Annotated in this window: 14 protein-coding genes; 5 read left to right on the top strand and 9 right to left on the bottom strand. The window is 69.4% G+C overall.

Annotation, left to right across the window (positions count from 1 at the left end; all coding sequences use genetic code 11):
• The first annotated feature begins 1 nt into the window (after position 1).
• Genes JJ691_RS21895 through JJ691_RS21905 form a run of 3 tightly spaced genes read left to right on the top strand, consistent with a single transcriptional unit; the run spans position 2 to position 2438 of the window.
• A complete protein-coding gene (locus JJ691_RS21895; RefSeq protein ID WP_249228105.1) occupies positions 2 to 1039 on the top strand; it encodes an isocitrate/isopropylmalate family dehydrogenase in 1038 nt (345 codons plus the stop codon).
• Positions 1036 to 1614, top strand: coding sequence for a cysteine hydrolase family protein (locus JJ691_RS21900; RefSeq protein WP_211770587.1), 579 nt, complete (start codon positions 1036 to 1038; stop codon positions 1612 to 1614). The genes JJ691_RS21895 and JJ691_RS21900 overlap by 4 nt, the downstream gene beginning before the upstream one ends.
• The gene (locus JJ691_RS21905; RefSeq protein ID WP_249228106.1) at positions 1593 to 2438 is read left to right on the top strand and encodes an SAM-dependent methyltransferase; all 846 of its coding nucleotides are present in this window, start codon (positions 1593 to 1595) and stop codon (positions 2436 to 2438) included. The genes JJ691_RS21900 and JJ691_RS21905 overlap by 22 nt, the downstream gene beginning before the upstream one ends.
• A 249-nt stretch (positions 2439 to 2687) precedes the next feature.
• Here JJ691_RS21905 and JJ691_RS21910 read toward each other — a convergent pair whose 3' ends face one another.
• From JJ691_RS21910 to JJ691_RS21945, 8 genes are all read right to left on the bottom strand, one after another.
• The gene (locus JJ691_RS21910) at positions 2688 to 3833 is read right to left on the bottom strand and encodes a DUF222 domain-containing protein (RefSeq protein WP_211770588.1); all 1146 of its coding nucleotides are present in this window, start codon (positions 3831 to 3833) and stop codon (positions 2688 to 2690) included.
• A gap of 317 nt (positions 3834 to 4150) precedes the next feature.
• Positions 4151 to 5461, bottom strand: a complete 1311-nt coding sequence (locus JJ691_RS21915) for a rhamnulokinase (RefSeq protein ID WP_211770589.1) — start codon at positions 5459 to 5461, stop codon at positions 4151 to 4153.
• Positions 5458 to 7494 (bottom strand): bifunctional aldolase/short-chain dehydrogenase, encoded by a 2037-nt coding sequence (locus tag JJ691_RS21920; RefSeq protein ID WP_211770590.1) that lies wholly within the window; start codon positions 7492 to 7494, stop codon positions 5458 to 5460. The genes JJ691_RS21915 and JJ691_RS21920 overlap by 4 nt, the downstream gene beginning before the upstream one ends.
• Positions 7482 to 8630, bottom strand: coding sequence for an L-rhamnose isomerase (gene rhaI, locus JJ691_RS21925; protein WP_211771640.1), 1149 nt, complete (start codon positions 8628 to 8630; stop codon positions 7482 to 7484). The genes JJ691_RS21920 and rhaI overlap by 13 nt, the downstream gene beginning before the upstream one ends.
• 34 nt (positions 8631 to 8664) lie before the next feature.
• Positions 8665 to 9717 carry a rhamnose ABC transporter substrate-binding protein gene (gene rhaS / locus JJ691_RS21930; protein ID WP_211770591.1) on the bottom strand — a complete coding sequence of 351 codons (1053 nt, stop codon included), beginning with the start codon at positions 9715 to 9717 and terminating at the stop codon, positions 8665 to 8667.
• A complete protein-coding gene (locus JJ691_RS21935; RefSeq protein ID WP_211770592.1) occupies positions 9714 to 10664 on the bottom strand; it encodes an ABC transporter permease in 951 nt (316 codons plus the stop codon). The genes rhaS and JJ691_RS21935 overlap by 4 nt, the downstream gene beginning before the upstream one ends.
• Complete coding sequence (locus tag JJ691_RS21940) at positions 10661 to 11623, bottom strand: ABC transporter permease (RefSeq protein WP_211770593.1); 963 nt, start codon at positions 11621 to 11623, stop codon at positions 10661 to 10663. The genes JJ691_RS21935 and JJ691_RS21940 overlap by 4 nt, the downstream gene beginning before the upstream one ends.
• Positions 11620 to 13107 carry a sugar ABC transporter ATP-binding protein gene (locus tag JJ691_RS21945; protein ID WP_249228107.1) on the bottom strand — a complete coding sequence of 496 codons (1488 nt, stop codon included), beginning with the start codon at positions 13105 to 13107 and terminating at the stop codon, positions 11620 to 11622. The genes JJ691_RS21940 and JJ691_RS21945 overlap by 4 nt, the downstream gene beginning before the upstream one ends.
• Before the next feature lie 132 nt (positions 13108 to 13239).
• On the opposite strand from JJ691_RS21945, the gene JJ691_RS21950 reads away from it, so the two are divergent.
• Positions 13240 to 14250, top strand: a complete 1011-nt coding sequence (locus JJ691_RS21950; RefSeq protein WP_211770595.1) for a LacI family DNA-binding transcriptional regulator — start codon at positions 13240 to 13242, stop codon at positions 14248 to 14250.
• Positions 14251 to 14255: 5 nt separating this feature from the next.
• Here JJ691_RS21950 and JJ691_RS21955 read toward each other — a convergent pair whose 3' ends face one another.
• Positions 14256 to 14414, bottom strand: coding sequence for a hypothetical protein (locus JJ691_RS21955; RefSeq protein ID WP_211770596.1), 159 nt, complete (start codon positions 14412 to 14414; stop codon positions 14256 to 14258).
• Positions 14415 to 14863: 449 nt separating this feature from the next.
• Here JJ691_RS21955 and JJ691_RS21960 point away from each other — a divergent pair, with 449 nt between their 5' ends.
• On the top strand, positions 14864 to 16477 hold the full coding sequence (locus JJ691_RS21960; RefSeq protein WP_211770597.1) for a DUF885 domain-containing protein: 1614 nt from the start codon (positions 14864 to 14866) through the stop codon (positions 16475 to 16477).
• The last annotated feature ends 75 nt before the right edge of the window (positions 16478 to 16552 follow it).

A 16552-nucleotide genomic window follows, 5' to 3' on the forward strand; every position in this document is an offset into this window, starting at 1 on the left:
AGTGGAACCGATCATCGGGCTCGCCGTCGGCCGCGGCACCGGTCCGGAGCTGGCCGAGGTCTTCGAGCGGGTGCTCGGCGGCATCGGCCGGCTGCACGGCCGGGAGATCGCGATCCGACGGTCGCCGCGGGCCTACCACTCGTACTTCACGCTGGAGCCGACCGGCGACACCGAGCGGCTGACCCGGCAGGACGCCCAGCACTACGAGGGATTCTGCCGGGAGCTGGCCGGCGGCGGCGTCACCGCGGTGTTCCGGACCGCGATCAACGCCCAGTCGCTCTACCTGGTGCGGGAACGGCTGTGGACGGTGAAGGTCGACGCCATCGGCCCGCTGCTGCTGGTCCGCGACCAGGCCCAGGGCTTCTACACCGGCAGCAACGCGCACGCCGACGGCGTGGTCGAACGGACCATGGTGTTCCGGCGGGACCTGACCGAGCAGGTCATCGACTTCGCGCTGCGCGCCGCCGAGCGGCACTGGCCCGGGCAGGGGCCGGCGCGGATCGTCATGGCCTACAAGTTCCATCTGCTGGACGGAGTCTTCGGCCGCTGGGTGGCGGAGATCGCCGCGCGGCGGGGCGTGCGGATCACCTTGTGCCAGCCCGACACCGCCAACCGCAACCTGGTCGAACACGGCTTCGGGCCGCGGACCCTGCTGATCGCCGGCAACGAGTGGGCCGACATCATGCACGTGATGCTGCTGGACCGTTTCGGCCGACACCGGCAGGAGAACCGCTGCGCCGAGAACCATTACCTGCATCCGGAGGTGGCGGGTCTGGTGGAGTACCAGACGGTGCACGGCTCCGCCGACGACCTCGCCGGCCGCGACGAGGTCAATCCCACCGCCACGGTTCGGGCCGCCGCGGCCATCGCTGAGCGGCACGCCGGCTGCCCCGGGGCGGTCGGCATGGTCGAGCGGGTGTTGGAGTCGTTACGGGACAACAGCATCGGCACCCGGGACGTGGGCGGCCGGCACGGCACCTCCGCCGTGGTGGACGCACTGCTGGAGGCTCTGGCCGTGCAGCCGGTGGCCGGCCCTTGACGACCGCGCTGATTGTCGTGGACGTGCAGAACGACTTCTGCACCGGATTCGACGAGGTGACCGCCAACGTCGCCGCCGCCGTCGACCGCACCCGGGAGGCCGGCGTCGAGGTGATCTTCGTGCGCTTCCTCGGCGACGTCGAGCACCAACGGGCCAGCTGGCGACGACGCAATCGCTTGCAGGGCAAGCGTCAGAAGTGCGTGGACGGCACCCAGGGCGCGGATTTCTCCCGTGTGACCCCGCTTCCCGGCGAGCACGTCTTCACCAAGCTGGCCCAGTTCGACGCCTTCCTGAGCGAGGGCTTCGAGGATCACCTGCGGCTGCGGCGCATCGAGCACTTGGCTTTCGCCGGGCTGTACACCGATGTCTGCGTCGACTCGACCGCCCGGACCGGCTTCCAGAAGGGCTGGCACATCACGCTGCTCACCGACTGCACTGCCAGCCTCTGCCTGCCGGACGAACTCATTCACCGCTATATGGCCAGGTTCTACGGCGCTCGGCTGCTGGCCCATGATGATCCGGCCTGGCTGCGCCTACCCGATGAGGAGGAGTCATGGCCGGCGATGTCGGGTTGACCGCCCTGCTGGTCGCCGCCGCCCGGGCCATCGAGGCCACCCGCCCCGATTCCCTGGCCCAGGACCAGTTCGCCCAGCACTTCGTGCGCGCCGCCGGCGTCGACTGGCCCGTGTCGTATTCATCCACTGTGGACTCCAGTCCGCTGTGGAGCCGTCTCGGCCGGTACTTCGGTCTGCGCACCCGATTGCTCGACGACTTCATCCCCGGCTCCGCCCAGACTGTGCTTCTGGGCGCCGGCCTCGATACTCGCGCCTTCCGTCTGCCCTGGCCGCCCGACTCCCACGTCTTCGAGCTCGACCGTGGGCCGGTGCTGGACTTCAAACACCAGGTCCTGTCGGATATCGGTGCCGCTCCCCTGGTCAAGCGCACCCCCGTCGACACCGATCTCCGCGGCAACTGGTCCGCCGCCCTGCTCGACGCCGGCTTCTGCCCTGGGCTGCCCACCACCTGGATCGCCGAGGGCCTGCTGCTGTATTTGTCCTCCGCCGCCGAGACCTCGTTGATGCGCACCATCAACACCCTCTCCGAGCCCGGCAGCCGCCTGTTCTACGAGATCAAGCTGGCCGTCGAGAGCCCCGCCGTCCGGGCCAGCCCCCTCTACTCCACCACCTTGGCCGAGACCGGCATCGACCTCCTGGCTCTGTTCTCCGAAAACCCCCGCCCCGACTCGGTCTCCTTGCTTTCCGCCCTTGGTTGGGACGTCTCCGTGCACACCTGCTTCGACTACACCGCCCGCTATGGAGCTGGGCCGGTTCCGGTGGACGCCGATCCGCTGGCCGGAAACCGCTGGGTGATCGCCAGCACCGATCCGTCTCCTGCGTAGGAGGTTGGCGTGGTTGGGGTTGGCTCGTTCGGATTTTAGATGGCTCCGGATGGATTTTGCGCGGAGCCTCTGGGCGATGGCGTATCGAGGCGTCATCGGGCAGGCTCCGCCTGCCTCGATTCGCGGATCAGCGTATGCCATCGCCCCCCTCCGCGCAAAATCCACCCTCCGATTCGAGTTGTTGTGGGTTCTTGGGTGGGCTGGGCTGGTTTCGCTGTGGAGTTATCAAAGAACGGGTGGGGCGGGTGGTCAGTATTGGTGGGGGTGGGTGGTGTAGTGGCGGCCTAGTGGGGTGACCCAGTGGAGGGTGTTGTCTGTATCCAGGGTGACTGTGTGGTTGCCGTGTTTGAGGTGGTGGTGATGGGCGCAGTAGCCCTTGAGCTGAGTGGCAGCGGTCTTTCCTGTGGGCCAGGGGGTGGTGTGGTCGAGTTCTTGGATGGGGGTGGTGCAGCCGGGGGCGGAGCAGACTCCACCGGCGTTGAGTTCGGCGAATTCCTTGATGCGGGCGGTGGGGCGGTAGGTGTCGGTGCCGAGTTCGGAGGCCTGCCGGTACTGGTCGAGGAGCAGGCCGCGCCAAGGGGCGTGCATGGAGAGTTCGCGGGCGGAGTCGGCGGCGATCGGGCCGTAGCCGTCCAGGAGGCCGGGGTCTTCGGTCAGGCCCATGAGGGTTTCCAGGGAGATGGTGACGTGGACTTTGACCTTGCGGTCGATGCCGTAGCCGAGGAACCGGTCCAGGAAGGCGTCGGCGCGCTTCTGGTCGGTGGTGCGGTCGTCCTTCACGAGGGCGCGGGCATCCTGGGTCAGGACGTCGCACACCTCGCGAGCATCCAAGGCGGTCAGGGTGATCCGCAGTTGCGCCATGCCATCCGGAAGGGGCGTGAACTCGACCCGACGTTCCTGCTTGGCCTTCAGGCGGCGCTGGTCGTAGCCGGTCGGATCGACCTTCGCGACCAGCCCGGTAGTCCGCCGGGCCAGCTGCGTGCGAGTCAGCCCCAAAGCCACCCCAATCAGTTCGTCTTCAACCTCAGCAACCATGGCCGGATTGGGCAGGTTGACGATCCGCTCGTCCACGGTCTCCAGCCGCCGCAGATCCAGCTCGCCTCGCCGTAGCAGCTCCGACAGCCGAGGCAACCGGTCCAACACCTCGCTGCACCGCTTCTGTCGCACCACCGACTGCTCCGGCTCATGAACCGCCATCGCCAACTCAGCGGTATCCTCCACATCCCGCAGAATCGACAACTGCACATGATCGACGAACGCTTTGATCTTCCGCGCCAGAATGAACGCCGTGACCTGCTGATCAGCGGCCAGATCGGCGATATCCACACCCATGAGCAGATCCAGCAGAGCCCCCGACGGTTCTCTGCTCTCCAACTCTCGGGTGAGTTCTTCCATACCTCCAGAATACGCCTATCAAAGATCAAACTCGAATCACTAACGGGTGAATCCGAGTTTCATGCATAATCGCAAACCCGACCCCACAAACCAAACCACCGCCCCCTCTCGCCTCGGAGGGTGGATTTTGCGTGGAGGGGGGCGATGGCGTACGCTCGTCCGCGAATCGAGGCAGGCGCAGCCTGCCCGATGATTGCCTCGATTGCCATCGCCCAGAGGCTCCACGCAAAATCCACCCGGAGCCACCCCAAATCCAGCCCAGAATTCAGCGATTGGATCGCCGCCCGATCCGGCGGCGTCGGCGCGAACCTTGGGATTCAGGCCAACGGGTCGTAGCGGCGGATCTCGTGGGTGGCGGCCACCAAGCGGCGCGGGTCGGGAATCCCGGCCTGCACCAGCAAATTGCCCAACGCGGTCGCTTCGACGGGCCCGGCGAGGACGGGGAGACGGCAGGCATCAGCGGTGAGTTGGCAGAGCAGCTCGTTGCGGGAGCCGCCGCCGACGATGTGCACGACGTCGATCTCCTTGCCCGACAAGCGCTGAGCATCCAGGAGCGTGTCGCGGTAGGCGTCGGCGAGGCTGTCGAGGATGCAGCGGACGATCTCCGGCGGATCGACCGGCACCGGCTGACCCGAATTCCGGCAGGCAGCGACGATGCGGGACGGCATGTCGCCGGGAGGCAGGAACTCCGAGGCGTTGGGGTCGATGACCGACCGGCGAGGCAAAGAAGCGGCGGCCCGTAGCAAGGGATCCCGCTCCAGGCCCCAGACCCGCAAGGACTCCTCCAGCAGCCACAGGCCCATGACGTTGCGCAGGTACCGGACCGTGCCGCCGACGCCGGCCTCGTTGGTGAAGTTGGCGGCCAGGCTGTCGGCGGTCACCACGGGGCGGTCCAACTCGACGCCGACCAGGGACCAAGTGCCGCAGGAGATGTAGCCGAAGCGGGAGGTCAGGGCAGGCACGGCGTACACAGCCGACGCGGTGTCGTGGGAGCCGACGGCGACGACGACGGTGCCACCGATGGCCGAGCCGGGTTGCCGGATGGGTGGGAACAAGCCCGAAGGAATCCCCAGTCGATCCATCAACCCCGTCGCCCACTGTCCAGTGTGGACATCCAGCAGCTGCGTCGTGGAGGCGTTGGTGTACTCGGCCCCGATCTCACCGGTGAGCCAGTAGGCGACCAGGTCGGGGATCAGCAGCAGGTGTGCGGCCTGCTGAGCCAAGGGATCGGCGACGAGCTGATACAACGTGTTGATGGGCAGGATCTGAATGCCAGTGACGCCGTACAACTCCTCGGCCGGCACGGCGGCAAGCACCCGGTCGACAACACCATCGGTCCGGGAATCCCGGTAGCACACGGGATCGGCCAGCAGCTCACCGGAGTCGTCAAGCAGGCCGTAGTCCACGGCCCACGAGTCGATCCCGACACTGCGAACGTCCAAGCCCCGCAAGCCTTCCTCGACTGACCGCCGCAGCAGTGCCGCGTCCCAGCGCAGCGCCCCGTCCCGAACCTCGGGCCGGTACGAGAAGCGGGAAACTTCCCGCAGCTCCAGGAGGTCGGCCTCGACGCGCCCGAGCATCACCCGCCCGCTGGACGCGCCGAGGTCGACAGCTGCATAGGAGGTCATCGCAGGAACGCGGCGGCGACGCCGGCGTCGACCGGCACGTGCAGACCGGTGGTGCGGGACAGTTCCCCGCCAGTGAGCACGAAGATCGCGGCAGCGACGTGTTCGGGCAGCACCTCCTGCTTGAGCAGGGTCCGCTGGGCGTAGTACTCCCCCAGCTTCTCCTCCGGCACCCCGTACACGGCGGCCCGCTGCGCGCCCCAGCCCGACGAGAAGATGCCCGACCCCCGCACCACGGCATCGGGATTGACACCGTTGACGCGGATGCCGTGGGCGGCCAGTTCGGCGGCCAGCAGCCGGACCTGGTGCGCCTGGTCGGCCTTGGCCGAGCCGTAGGCGACGTTGTTGGGCCCGGCGAACACGGCGTTCTTGCTGACCACGTAGACGATGTCGCCGCCGATGCCCTGCGCGATCATGGTGCGGGCGGCGGCCCGTGACACCAGGAAAGAGCCCCGGGCCATCACTCCGTGCTGCCGGTCCCAGTCCTCGTCGCTGGTGTCCACCAGCGGCTTGGACACCGACAGCCCGGCGTTGTTGACGACGAGGTCGACGCCACCGAAAGCCAGGCAGGCAGCGGCGATCGCCTCGTCGACAGCGTCCGAAGAGGACACGTCGGCGTGCACGGCGACGGCCGACGGCCCGATCTCCTTGGCCACGGCCTCGGCGGCGGCGAGATCACGGTCGGCGACGACAACGCACGCACCCTCGGCGGCCAGCCGCAGGGAGGTGGCCCGGCCGATGCCGGAGCCGCCGCCGGTGACGAAGGCGACCCGCGCGGTCAGCGGCTTCGGCTTGGGGCGCCGACGCAGCTTCGCCTCCTCCAGCTCCCAGTACTCGATCCGGAACTTCTCGCTCTCCGGGATCGGCTCGTACCGGGACACGGACTCGGCCCCACGCATGACGTTGATGGCGTTGACGTAGAACTCGCCGGCCACCCGGGCGGTCTGCTCGTCGGCCCCGAAGGAGAACATGCCGATGCCGGGCACCAGCACGATCGCCGGATCCGCCCCGCGCATCGCCGGCGAGTCCGGCAGGGCGTGCCGGGCGTAGTAGGCCCGGTAGTCCTCACGGTACTCGTGGTGCAGGTCCCGCAGTCGCTCCACAACGGACTCAAGTGGCGCATCCGCGGCGGTGTCGAGGATCAACGGCCGGACCTTGGTGCGCAGGAAGTGATCCGGGCACGAGGTCCCCAGTGCGGCCAACGCCGGGGCCTTGGAGCCGGCCAGGAACTCCAGCACCTCGGGCGAATCCGTGAAGTGCCCGACCTGACGGTTGTCGGTCGACGCCAACCCCCGAATCACCGGAGCCAGTGCCGCGGCCCGCTCACGCCGGGCAGCGGGCTCAAGCGGCCGCCACTCCGGGACAACGGACCCGAACGGGTCAGCGGAACCCCGGGAGTCCAGGAACTCCTGGGCCTTCCCGATGATCTCCAGCGAATTGGCCTGGCACTCCTGCGAAGTCGCGCCCCACGCGGTGATGCCGTGACCGCCGAGGATCACGCCGATCGCCTGCGGGTTGGCCCGCTTGATCTCGGCGATGTCCAGCCCCAGCTGAAAACCCGGCCGCCGCCAGTCCACCCAGGCCACCCGGTCGCCGAAGCACTCTCGGGTCAGCGCCGGCCCGTCGGCGGCGGTGGCCAGCGCGATGCCGGCGTCCGGGTGCAGGTGGTCCACGTGCGCGGCGTCGACCAGGCCGTGCATGGCGGTGTCGATGGACGGCGCGGCGCCGCCCTTGCCGTGCAGGCAGAAGTCGAACGCGGCGACCATCTCGTCCTCGCGCTCCACCCCCGGGTACACGTCGGTCATGGCGCGCAGCCGGTCCAGCCGCAGCACGGCCAGGCCGGCCTCGGTCAGGGTGCCGAGATCGCCGCCGGATCCCTTGACCCACATCAGTTCCACGTCGCCGCCGGTGACCGGGTCGCGGTCGACGGCTTTGGCCGACGCGTTGCCGCCGGCGTAGTTGGTGTTGCGCCGGTCCGCGCCGATCGAGTGCGCACGGGCCAGCAGCTGAGCGACTTCCGGGTTCACGCGCCCCATCCCATCGCCGAGCCGCCCACGCGCTCGGCCTCGATCTTCTGCTGGTAGCCGGACCGGTGGTACGCGCCGATCGGGTCCGGGTCGAGCCCGTCCTCGGTCCGCAGCTCGGCGAGCAGCGGCCGGACGTCGGTGTTGTAGGCGTCCATCAGCACCGCGTTGGCGCCGAGCACGTCGCCCTCGGCCTGGGCCTTGGCCAGCACCTCGCGGTCGACGAGCAGCGCCTTGGCCGTCGCCTCCTGCACGTTGAGCACCGACCGGATCATCGCCGGCACCTTGGGCTCGATGTTGTGGCACTGGTCGAGCATGAACGCCACGTCGGCCTCGGGGGCCAGCGCGTCCGCGGCCACGATCTCGTGCATGATCCGGAACAGCTGGAACGGGTCGGCCGCGCCGACCATCAGGTCGTCGTCGGCGTAGAACCGGCTGTTGAAGTGGAAGCCGCCGAGCTTGCCAGCCCGCAGCAGCAGGGCGACGATGAACTCGATGTTAGTGCCGGGCGCGTGGTGCCCGGTGTCCACCAGCACCTGGGCCTTGGGCCCGAGGTTCACGCAGTGCGCGAACGAGGTGCCCCAGTCCGGCAGGTCCATGGTGTAGAAGCTGGGCTCGAACAGCTTGTACTCCACCAGCATCCGCATGCCGTCGGGCAGCTGTCCGTACACTTCGGACAGTGCCTCGGCCAGTCGGTCCTGGCGGGCCCGGATCGAGTCCTGGCCGGGATAGTTGGTGCCGTCGGCGAACCACAGCGACAGGATGGTGGACCCCGTCCGCACCCCGACCTCGACGCACTCCAGCAGGTGGTCGGTGGCCTTGCGGCGGATCTTCGGGTCGGGGTTGCAGACGCTGCCCAGGCGGTAGTCGTCCTCCTGGAACACGTTGGGGTTGATGGCCCCGATGGCGATGCCGTGGTCGGTGGCGAACCGGGCCAGCGCGGGATAGTCGTCGACCTTGTCCCACGGGATGTGCAGGGCGATGCTCGGCGCCACCCCGGTCAGCTCGTGCACCTTGGCCGCGTCCGCGATCTTCTCCTGCGGCGTGCGCGGCACGCCCGCCTGGGCGTAGACCTTGAACCGGGTGCCCGAGTTGCCGTACGCCCAAGAGGGCGTCTCGATGCGGTGCCTGCGCAGCTGCGCCTTCACGCCTTCCACGGCGTCTCTCCTTCGCCAGCGAGCCTCAGAAGTTGTACTTGTCGACGTTATCCTTGGTGAAGGTCAGCGGCGGGCCCAGCACCACCTCACCATTCGCCCCAATGGTGTAGTCGCCGAGGTCCCCGGCCTTGAACTTCTCGCCCTGCTTGCCGGTGATCTGCCCGGAGGCCAGCGCGACCGCGGTGTAGGCGGCCAGCGCGCCCAGCTTGGCCGGGTCCCACAGCTCGACCGAGCCGACGGTGCCGTCCTGGATGAACTTGCGCATCTGGTTGGGGGTGCCCAGCCCGGTCAGCGCGACCTTTCCCTTGTACGAGGAGGAGTCCAGGTAGCGGGCGGCCGCGGCGACGCCGACCGTGGTCGGCGAGATGATGCCCTTGAGGTTGGGGTGGGCCTGCAGCAGCCCCTGGGTCTTCTGGAACGAGGTCTGGTCGTCGTCGTTGCCGTAGGCGATCTCGTCCAGCTTGATGTTGGCGTACTGCGGCTTGGCCAGCTCCTGCTTCATGATGTCGATCCAGGCGTTCTGGTTGGTCGCGTTGGCCGTCGCCGACAGGATGGCGATCTCGCCGGAGCCGCCGATGGCGTCGGAGATCAGCTTCACCTGGCCGGCGGCGATCTCCTGGGCGGAGGCCTGGTTGATGAACACGTCCCGGGCGTCGGGGGCGGCGTCCGAGTCGAAGGTCACCACCTTCATGCCCTGCTTGCGGGCGGCCTTGAGGGCCGGCGCGACGGCGTTGCTGTCGTTGGCCGCCAGCAGCAGCGCGTTCTGGCCCTGCTGCGCGGCGGTGTTGATGTAGGTGACCTGGGAGGACGCGTCGGCGTCGGACGGGCCGGTGGCCTTGAACTGCTCGCCCAGCGCGGTCGCGGCCTGCTGGGCGCCGCCCTGCGCGACCGTGAAGTACGGGTTGTTGACCTGCTTGGGCAGGAACGTGATCTTCAGGTCCTTGGCCGTCGGCGCGTTCGGGTTGGCGGCGGTCTGGCTCTGCCCGCCACCGGTGTCGCCGCCGGAGTTGTTCTTGGTGGTGCCGCCGCAGCCGGCCAGCAGCAGGGCGGCGGACAGCAGGACGATCACACGCTTCATGGTGTCGCACCTCTCAGGCGCTTGGTCACGGCCGGCGCGAACACGCTGGCCAGCAACAGAATTCCGGTCACGAGCTTGACCACCTCGTTGGCGACGTCGTCGAGGATCAGCGCGTCGGTCAGGCCGCCGAGCACCAGCGCCGCCAGGATCACGCCGACGATGCTGCCGCGGCCGCCGAAGATGGACACGCCGCCCAGCAGCACGGCGGTCACCACGTCCAGCTCCAGCCCGGTGCCGTTGTCGGCGCGGGCGCTGGCGTAGCGCAGGGTGTAGACGATGCCGGCCAGCGCGGCGACCGCGCCGGTCAGCACGAACAGGATGAACTTGACCCGCTTGACCCGGATCCCGGAGAACCGGGCCGCTTCCTCGTTGGCGCCGATGGCGAACACCGCACGGCCGAACGTGGTGGCGTGCAGCAGCAGCCCGAACACCACCGCCAGCACCGCGAAGAGCACGATGGGGTAAGGGATCCATGTGCCGGGCACCGGCGTGGTGCCGAACTGCGTGTAGCTGTCCGGGAAGTCGGCGACGGCCTGGTCGCCCAGCACCACGAACGCCAGCCCCCGGTACAGCGCCAGCGAGCCGATGGTGACGGCCAGCGACGGCAGTCCCAGCTTGGTGACCAGGAATCCGTTGATGGCCCCGCACACCGCGCCGACCACGATCACGACCGGCAGGATGGCCTCCAGCGGCCAGCCCGCGTTCCACAGCATGCCGATCAGCGCGCTGGACAGGCCCAGCACCGAGGCCACCGACAGGTCGATCTCGGCGGCCACCACGACCAGCGTAAGCGGCATCGCGATCAGCGCCACCACGGCCAGATCGCTGCCCACGTTGAACGCGCCCCGGCCGGTGAGGAAGCTGCCGCCGGTCGCCGCCGAGCCGACCACGGCGACCAGCACCAGCAGTACGAACAACACGCTTTCCCAGCGCAGCAACGACTTCATGCGCTGACTCCCCTCGACTGGCGGCGCAGTCGGGCCGCCACCCGCAACGCCACCCCGCGGTCCAGCGCGATGGCCGCGATCAGCAGCGCGCCGGTGATCGCCTGCTGCCAGAACTGCGCGATGTGCACGACTTCCAACGCACTGCCGATGGTGGACAGCAGCAGCGCGCCGAGCGCCGCACCGGCCACGGTGCCGCTGCCTCCGAAGATCGCCACACCGCCGACCACAACCGCGGAGATCACCTGGAGTTCCAGGCCGGTGCCGACGGTCGCGTCCACGGTGCCGTAGCGGGCGACCGCGAGCACGCCGGCGAGACCGGCGACCGTGCCGGACACCAGGAAGGTCGTGAACACCCTGCGCCCCACGGGAATACCGGCCAGCACCGCCGCCTCCGGGTTGGAGCCGATCGCGTACAGCTCGCGGCCGCTGCGGTAGCTGCCCAGGTGCAGTGCGGCAATCGCCAGCACGATCAACGTGATGATCACCAGGTACGGGACGCCGAGCACGCTTCCGCTGCCCAGCGCGAGAAAGCCGTCCGGCAGGTTGGCCGCGTTGATCTGCCGGCCGTGCGCCCACATGAAGTCCAGGCCGCGGAACACGCTCAGCGTGCCCAGCGTGACGACCAGGCTCGGCACCTTGCCCAGCCCGACCAGGGCCCCGTTGAACAGCCCGCACAGCGCGCCGACGGCGATGCCGACCACGATCGCCAGCACCGGGTTGACCGCGAAGGTGTCGGCGGTAATGAACGCCGACAGCCCGAGCACCGAGCCGACCGACAGGTCCACGTTGCGGGTGATCACCACCATCGTCTGCCCGACGGTCAGCAGCGCGACCAGGCAGGCGTTCAGCAGCAGGTCCCGAATCCCCTGCCCGCTCAGGAAAAGCGGGTTGACGACGGTCGTGACCGCGACGACCACGGCCAGCGCGATCAGGATCCCGAGCTCACGGATGGCAGTCATCCGGCCGCCACCCCCGTCGCCGCCAGCACGATGCGCTCCTCGTCGGCCTCGGCCCGGTCGAACTCCCCGACCACCCGGCCCTCCCGGACCACCAGCACCCGGTCGGCCATGCCCAGCACCTCCGGCAGCTCCGAGGAGATCATCAGCACCGCCACGCCCTGCGCGGCCAGCTCCGACAGCAGCCGGTGCACCTCGGCCTTGGTGCCGACGTCGATGCCGCGGGTCGGCTCGTCCACGATCAACACCTTCGGCTGTCGGGACAGCCACTTGGCCAGCACGACCTTCTGCTGGTTGCCGCCGGACAGCACGCCGACCGGGTCGGTCAGCTTGGCGAACTTCAGCTGGAGCTTGACCGCCCAGTCCTCGGCCAGCGACCGCTCGGCCGAGCTGCGCAGGAAGCCGAAGCGGGACAACCGGTCCAGCGAGGCCAGCGCCGCGTTGCGTTCGATCGACGCCTCCAGCACGAGGCCCTGTTGCCGCCGGTCCTCGGGCACGAACCCGATGCCGGCGCTCATCGCCGCCCCGGGCGATCCCGGGCGGATCCGCTTGCCCCGCACCAGAACCTCGCCGGCGTCCGGCTTGTCCACGCCGAACACCGCCCGGGCGATCTCGCTGCGCCCGGCCCCGACCAGCCCGGCCAGCGCCAGGATCTCGCCCGCTCGGACGTCGAAGGAGACGTCCGTGAACACACCTTCTCGGGTCAGCCGACGCACCGACAACACGGTCTCGCCGGCGTCGACCTCTTGTTTGGGGAACAGCGCGTCCAGCGAGCGGCCGACCATCAGCCGCACCACGCTGTCCGGGGTCTGCTCGGTCAGCGGCCCCGACCAGACGAACCCGCCGTCCCGCAGCACGGTCGCGTCCTGACACAGCTCGAAGACCTCGTCGATTCGGTGCGACACGAACAGCACCGCCGCGCCGTGCTCCCGCAGCGCCCCGACCACGCCGAACAGCCGTGCCACCTCGGTCCCGGACAGCGCCGCCGTCGGCTCGTCCATGATGATCACGCGGGCCTCCGAGCCCAGCGCCTTGGCGATCTCCACCAGTTGCTGGTCGGCGATGGACAGCCCGCGGGCCGGCCGCTTCGGGTCGATGTCCACGCCCAGCCGCTCGAACAGCAGCTCCGCCTGCTCGCGCATGGCGGCGGTGTCGACCAGACCGCCGCGGCAGGTCGGATGCCGTCCCATGGCCACGTTCTCGGCCACCGACAGGTCGCCGAACAGGGTCGGCTCCTGGTAGATCACGGCCACGCCGGCGGCCTTGGCGTCGGCCGGCGAGGTGAACCGGGCCGGCTGGCCGTCGACCAGCAGCTGCCCCGAGTCCGGCCGGTGCACCCCGGCCAGGACCTTGATCAGTGTGGACTTGCCGGCGCCGTTCTCCCCCAGCAGCGCGTGCGCCCGGCCTCCGGTCAGCGTCAGCGACACCCCGCGCAGCGCCCGCACCGCGCCGAAGGACTTACTGACGTCCGCCAGGGCGACCTCCACCCGCACCCTCCCCTAAATCGTTTCAACCCGACACGGCAGGAAGCGTGCCCGCGCCACCCGAAGGTGTCAAGAGTCACACGCTTGACCAGGGGCTATTCTGATTGAAACGATTCGAGGCGTTAAGGGGAGCCAGTGCCGGTCAGCATCAAGGACGTCGCGGCCCGGGCCGGCGTCTCCGTGGGCACGGTGTCCAACGTGCTCAACCGGCCCGACGTCGTCGCCGACGATACCCGGCACAAGGTGCTGTCGGCGATCGAGGAGCTCGGCTTCGTGCGCAACGAGTCGGCCCGGCAGCTGCGCACCGGCACCGCGCGGGCCATCGGGCTGATCGTGCCGGACGTGTCCAACCCGTTCTTCACCGACGTGGCCCGCGGCGCCGAGGACGCCGCGAGCGACGCCGGGCACGTGGTCATCCTGTGCAACAGCGACGAGTCCGAGCAACGCCAGGACCGGCACCTCCAACTGCTGGCCGAGCAGCGCGTGCACGGCGTGCTGATCACGCCGGTCGAGGCGGCGCCCGAGCCGGTGCGGCGGCTGCGGGAACGCGGCGTGTCCGTGGTCCTGCTGGACCAGCACGCCGACGTGGAGGACACCTGCTCGGTGTCGGTCGACCACCGGCACGGCGGCACGCTGGCGATCAACCACCTGCTCGCCGAGGGGCACCGTGAGCTGGCGATGATCACGGGCCCGCTGTCCATCGCGCAGTGCCGGCAGCGCCTGGACGGGGCACGCGACGCGCTCGTGGCGGCCGGGCGGGACCCCGAGGGGCTGCGGGTCATCGAGGTGAACGCGATGAACGTGGTCTCCGGCCGCGATGCCGGAGAACGCATGCTGGCCGGGACGCGCAGGCCGGACGCGGTGTTCTGCGCCAACGACCTGCTTGCGCTCGGCGTGCTCCAGGTGATGGTGCGCGCAGGTGTGCGCGTGCCCGGAGAACTCGCTATCGTCGGGTACGACGACATCGACTTCGCGGCGGCCGCCGCAGTGCCCCTGACCTCCGTGCGCCAGCCGAGCCGGCTGCTCGGTCGACGCGCGGCCGAACTGGTGCTGGGTGAGACCCAGTCACCGCAGGAGCACGTCCATCATCACGTGGTCTTCTCCCCGGAGCTCGTGGTCCGGGAATCCAGCAGACGCTTCCGCTGAATCCGTTACTCGAAGCCGCGCATGATCTGCGGCTCGTAGCCGTCCTCGCGGTCGGCGTTCCAGACCAGGCTCTGCTGCGGCAGCTGCTCCTGGCCCTCACCCTCGTCGTCGCCCCAGTTCCAGCTCCAGGTGCGAGGGCTGTCGTCGATGTCCAGACGTCCCATCTGTGTCACTCCCCAGATCTCATGTCGTCGGGTTCCTTCACTGTCTCCACTTCGCTGTGGCCAACATCACTGTGCCTGAGCGCTTCCCTGGACTCAACCAAGTTTAGGGATCTTCGTGATGCTTTATAGGGGTTCTCTAGAAGGTTAGCCATGCCTAACCTCCCTTGGGGTGACAGATACGCCTTTTTGACGGATCTTGGTGTATCGGGGGCGGCCGTTGCCCTCGTTCGAGGTATCGAATCCGCAGGTCACACGGTTACGGCTGGCGGTGCGTCCACGACAGTGGGTCCGACGCCGGGGCGGCCACCGGTCGAGGGGCCCGCCCGAGCCGCGAGGAAGGGTGTCTGCGGCAATCGGAGTGCCCGACGGGCCCGGTAGGGTCGCCGTCGGGGGAACCGAGACGTCCGATGATACAGCCCGTTCCCCTTTTATCCACCTGGGGGGAACGCATGTCCGTCATCGTCGACCTCGCCGACGAGCTGTTCGACCTGCTGCTGGACCGCAACCCGCTGGGCGCCAGCTTCATGGGCCTGCCGGGTCACGAAGACCGGCTCACCGACTACAGCCAGGCCGCCGACCAGCGGTTTTCCGCCGCTTTCGGGTCGGTGGCCGCGCGGGCCCGGGCCGTGCCCGACGAGGGCCTGAGCAGCTCGGACCGGATCACCAAGCGGACCATCGAGCACGAGGCCGAGGTGCAGCTCGGGCGGATCGAGGCCCGCTGGATCGAGTTCACGGTCAGCGGCCTGTTCGTCACGCCGGCGGCCGGGCTGCTCACCTTCCTGGCCGACGTGCCCGTGACCGATGACCTGCCCCAGCGCTTGGCCACCGTGCCCGAGGCACTGGCGACCATCGCCCAGCGGCAGCGGGACGGCTTGGCCGACGGACTCACCCCCGTCGCCCACCTCGTACGGCAGGCGATCGACAACCTCGACACCCGATTGTCCACAGTGGACGCCTATGTCGGGTCGGAGGCGTGCCGTCCCGTGGTGGAGTCGGCGGTGGCCCCGGCCATCGCCGCGTACCGGGACTTCCTGGCCACCGAACTGCTGCCGCACGGCCGGAACCCCGAGCACGGCGGCGTCTGCTGGCTGCCCGACGGCGACCGCCGCTACGCCGTCGCCGTGCGGGCCCACACCACCACCTCGCTGACCCCCGACGCGCTGCACCAGATCGGGCTCGACGTGATCGCCGGCCTGGCCGAGGAGTACGTCCCGCTCGGCCGGGCCGTGTTCGGCACCGACTCGCTGCCGGAGATCTTCCGCCGGCTGCGGGAGGACCCGGCCCTGCGCTGGACCACCGGCGACGAGATGGTCGCCGCCGCGGAGGCCACCGTGCGCCGGGCCGAGGCCGCCGCCCCGGCCTGGTTCCACCGGCTGCCGGCCGTCGCCTGCGAGGTGCTGCCCTATCCCCCGTCGACTCCCGCCTCCACGCCGCCGGCCTATCGGCACGGCACCCTCGACGGCTCCCGCCCCGGCACCTACTACGTCAACACCGCCGTGCCACACGAGGCCGCCCGGCACAAGACCGAGGTCACTTCCTTCCACGAAGCCGTTCCCGGGCACCACTTCGAGGTCACCCGGGCCGAGTCCCTCACCTCGCTGCCCATGCTCCGGCGCACCGCCGCCGTCACCGCGTACCGCGAGGGCTGGGCCCTGTACGCCGAACGCCTCGCCGACGAGATGGGCCTGTACTCCACCGACCTGGACCGTCTCGGCATGCTCATGATGGACTCCACCCGGGCCGGCCGCCTCGTCGTCGACACCGGCCTGCACGCCCGCGGCTGGTCCCGCCAGCAGGCCATCGACTACCTGCTGGCCAACACCCCCATGGCCCCGCACCACGTGGTGTCCGAAGTGGACCGTTACCTCGCCGCTCCCGGTCAGGCGCTGGCGTACATGGTGGGACGCCTGGAGATCCAGCGCCTGCGCCGCCTCGCCGAGTCCGAACTCGGCCCCCGCTTCGACATCCGCGACTTCCACGAGGCGGTCCTGGGCGAGGGCCCCGTTCCCCTGTCGGTGCTGGCGGAGCTCATCACTGACTGGATCAACCGGCGACCTCGTTGAACCCGGGACCGGGTTCGGTCACTGGCGGAAAACGGCGTCGACGACAATGCGCCGTCATATGTTGTTTCGCCGCGT

Origin of the sequence: Kutzneria sp. CA-103260 (genome assembly GCF_018263855.1) — a bacterium.
In the GTDB taxonomy this organism is placed as follows: Bacteria; Actinomycetota; Actinomycetes; order Mycobacteriales; family Pseudonocardiaceae; genus Kutzneria.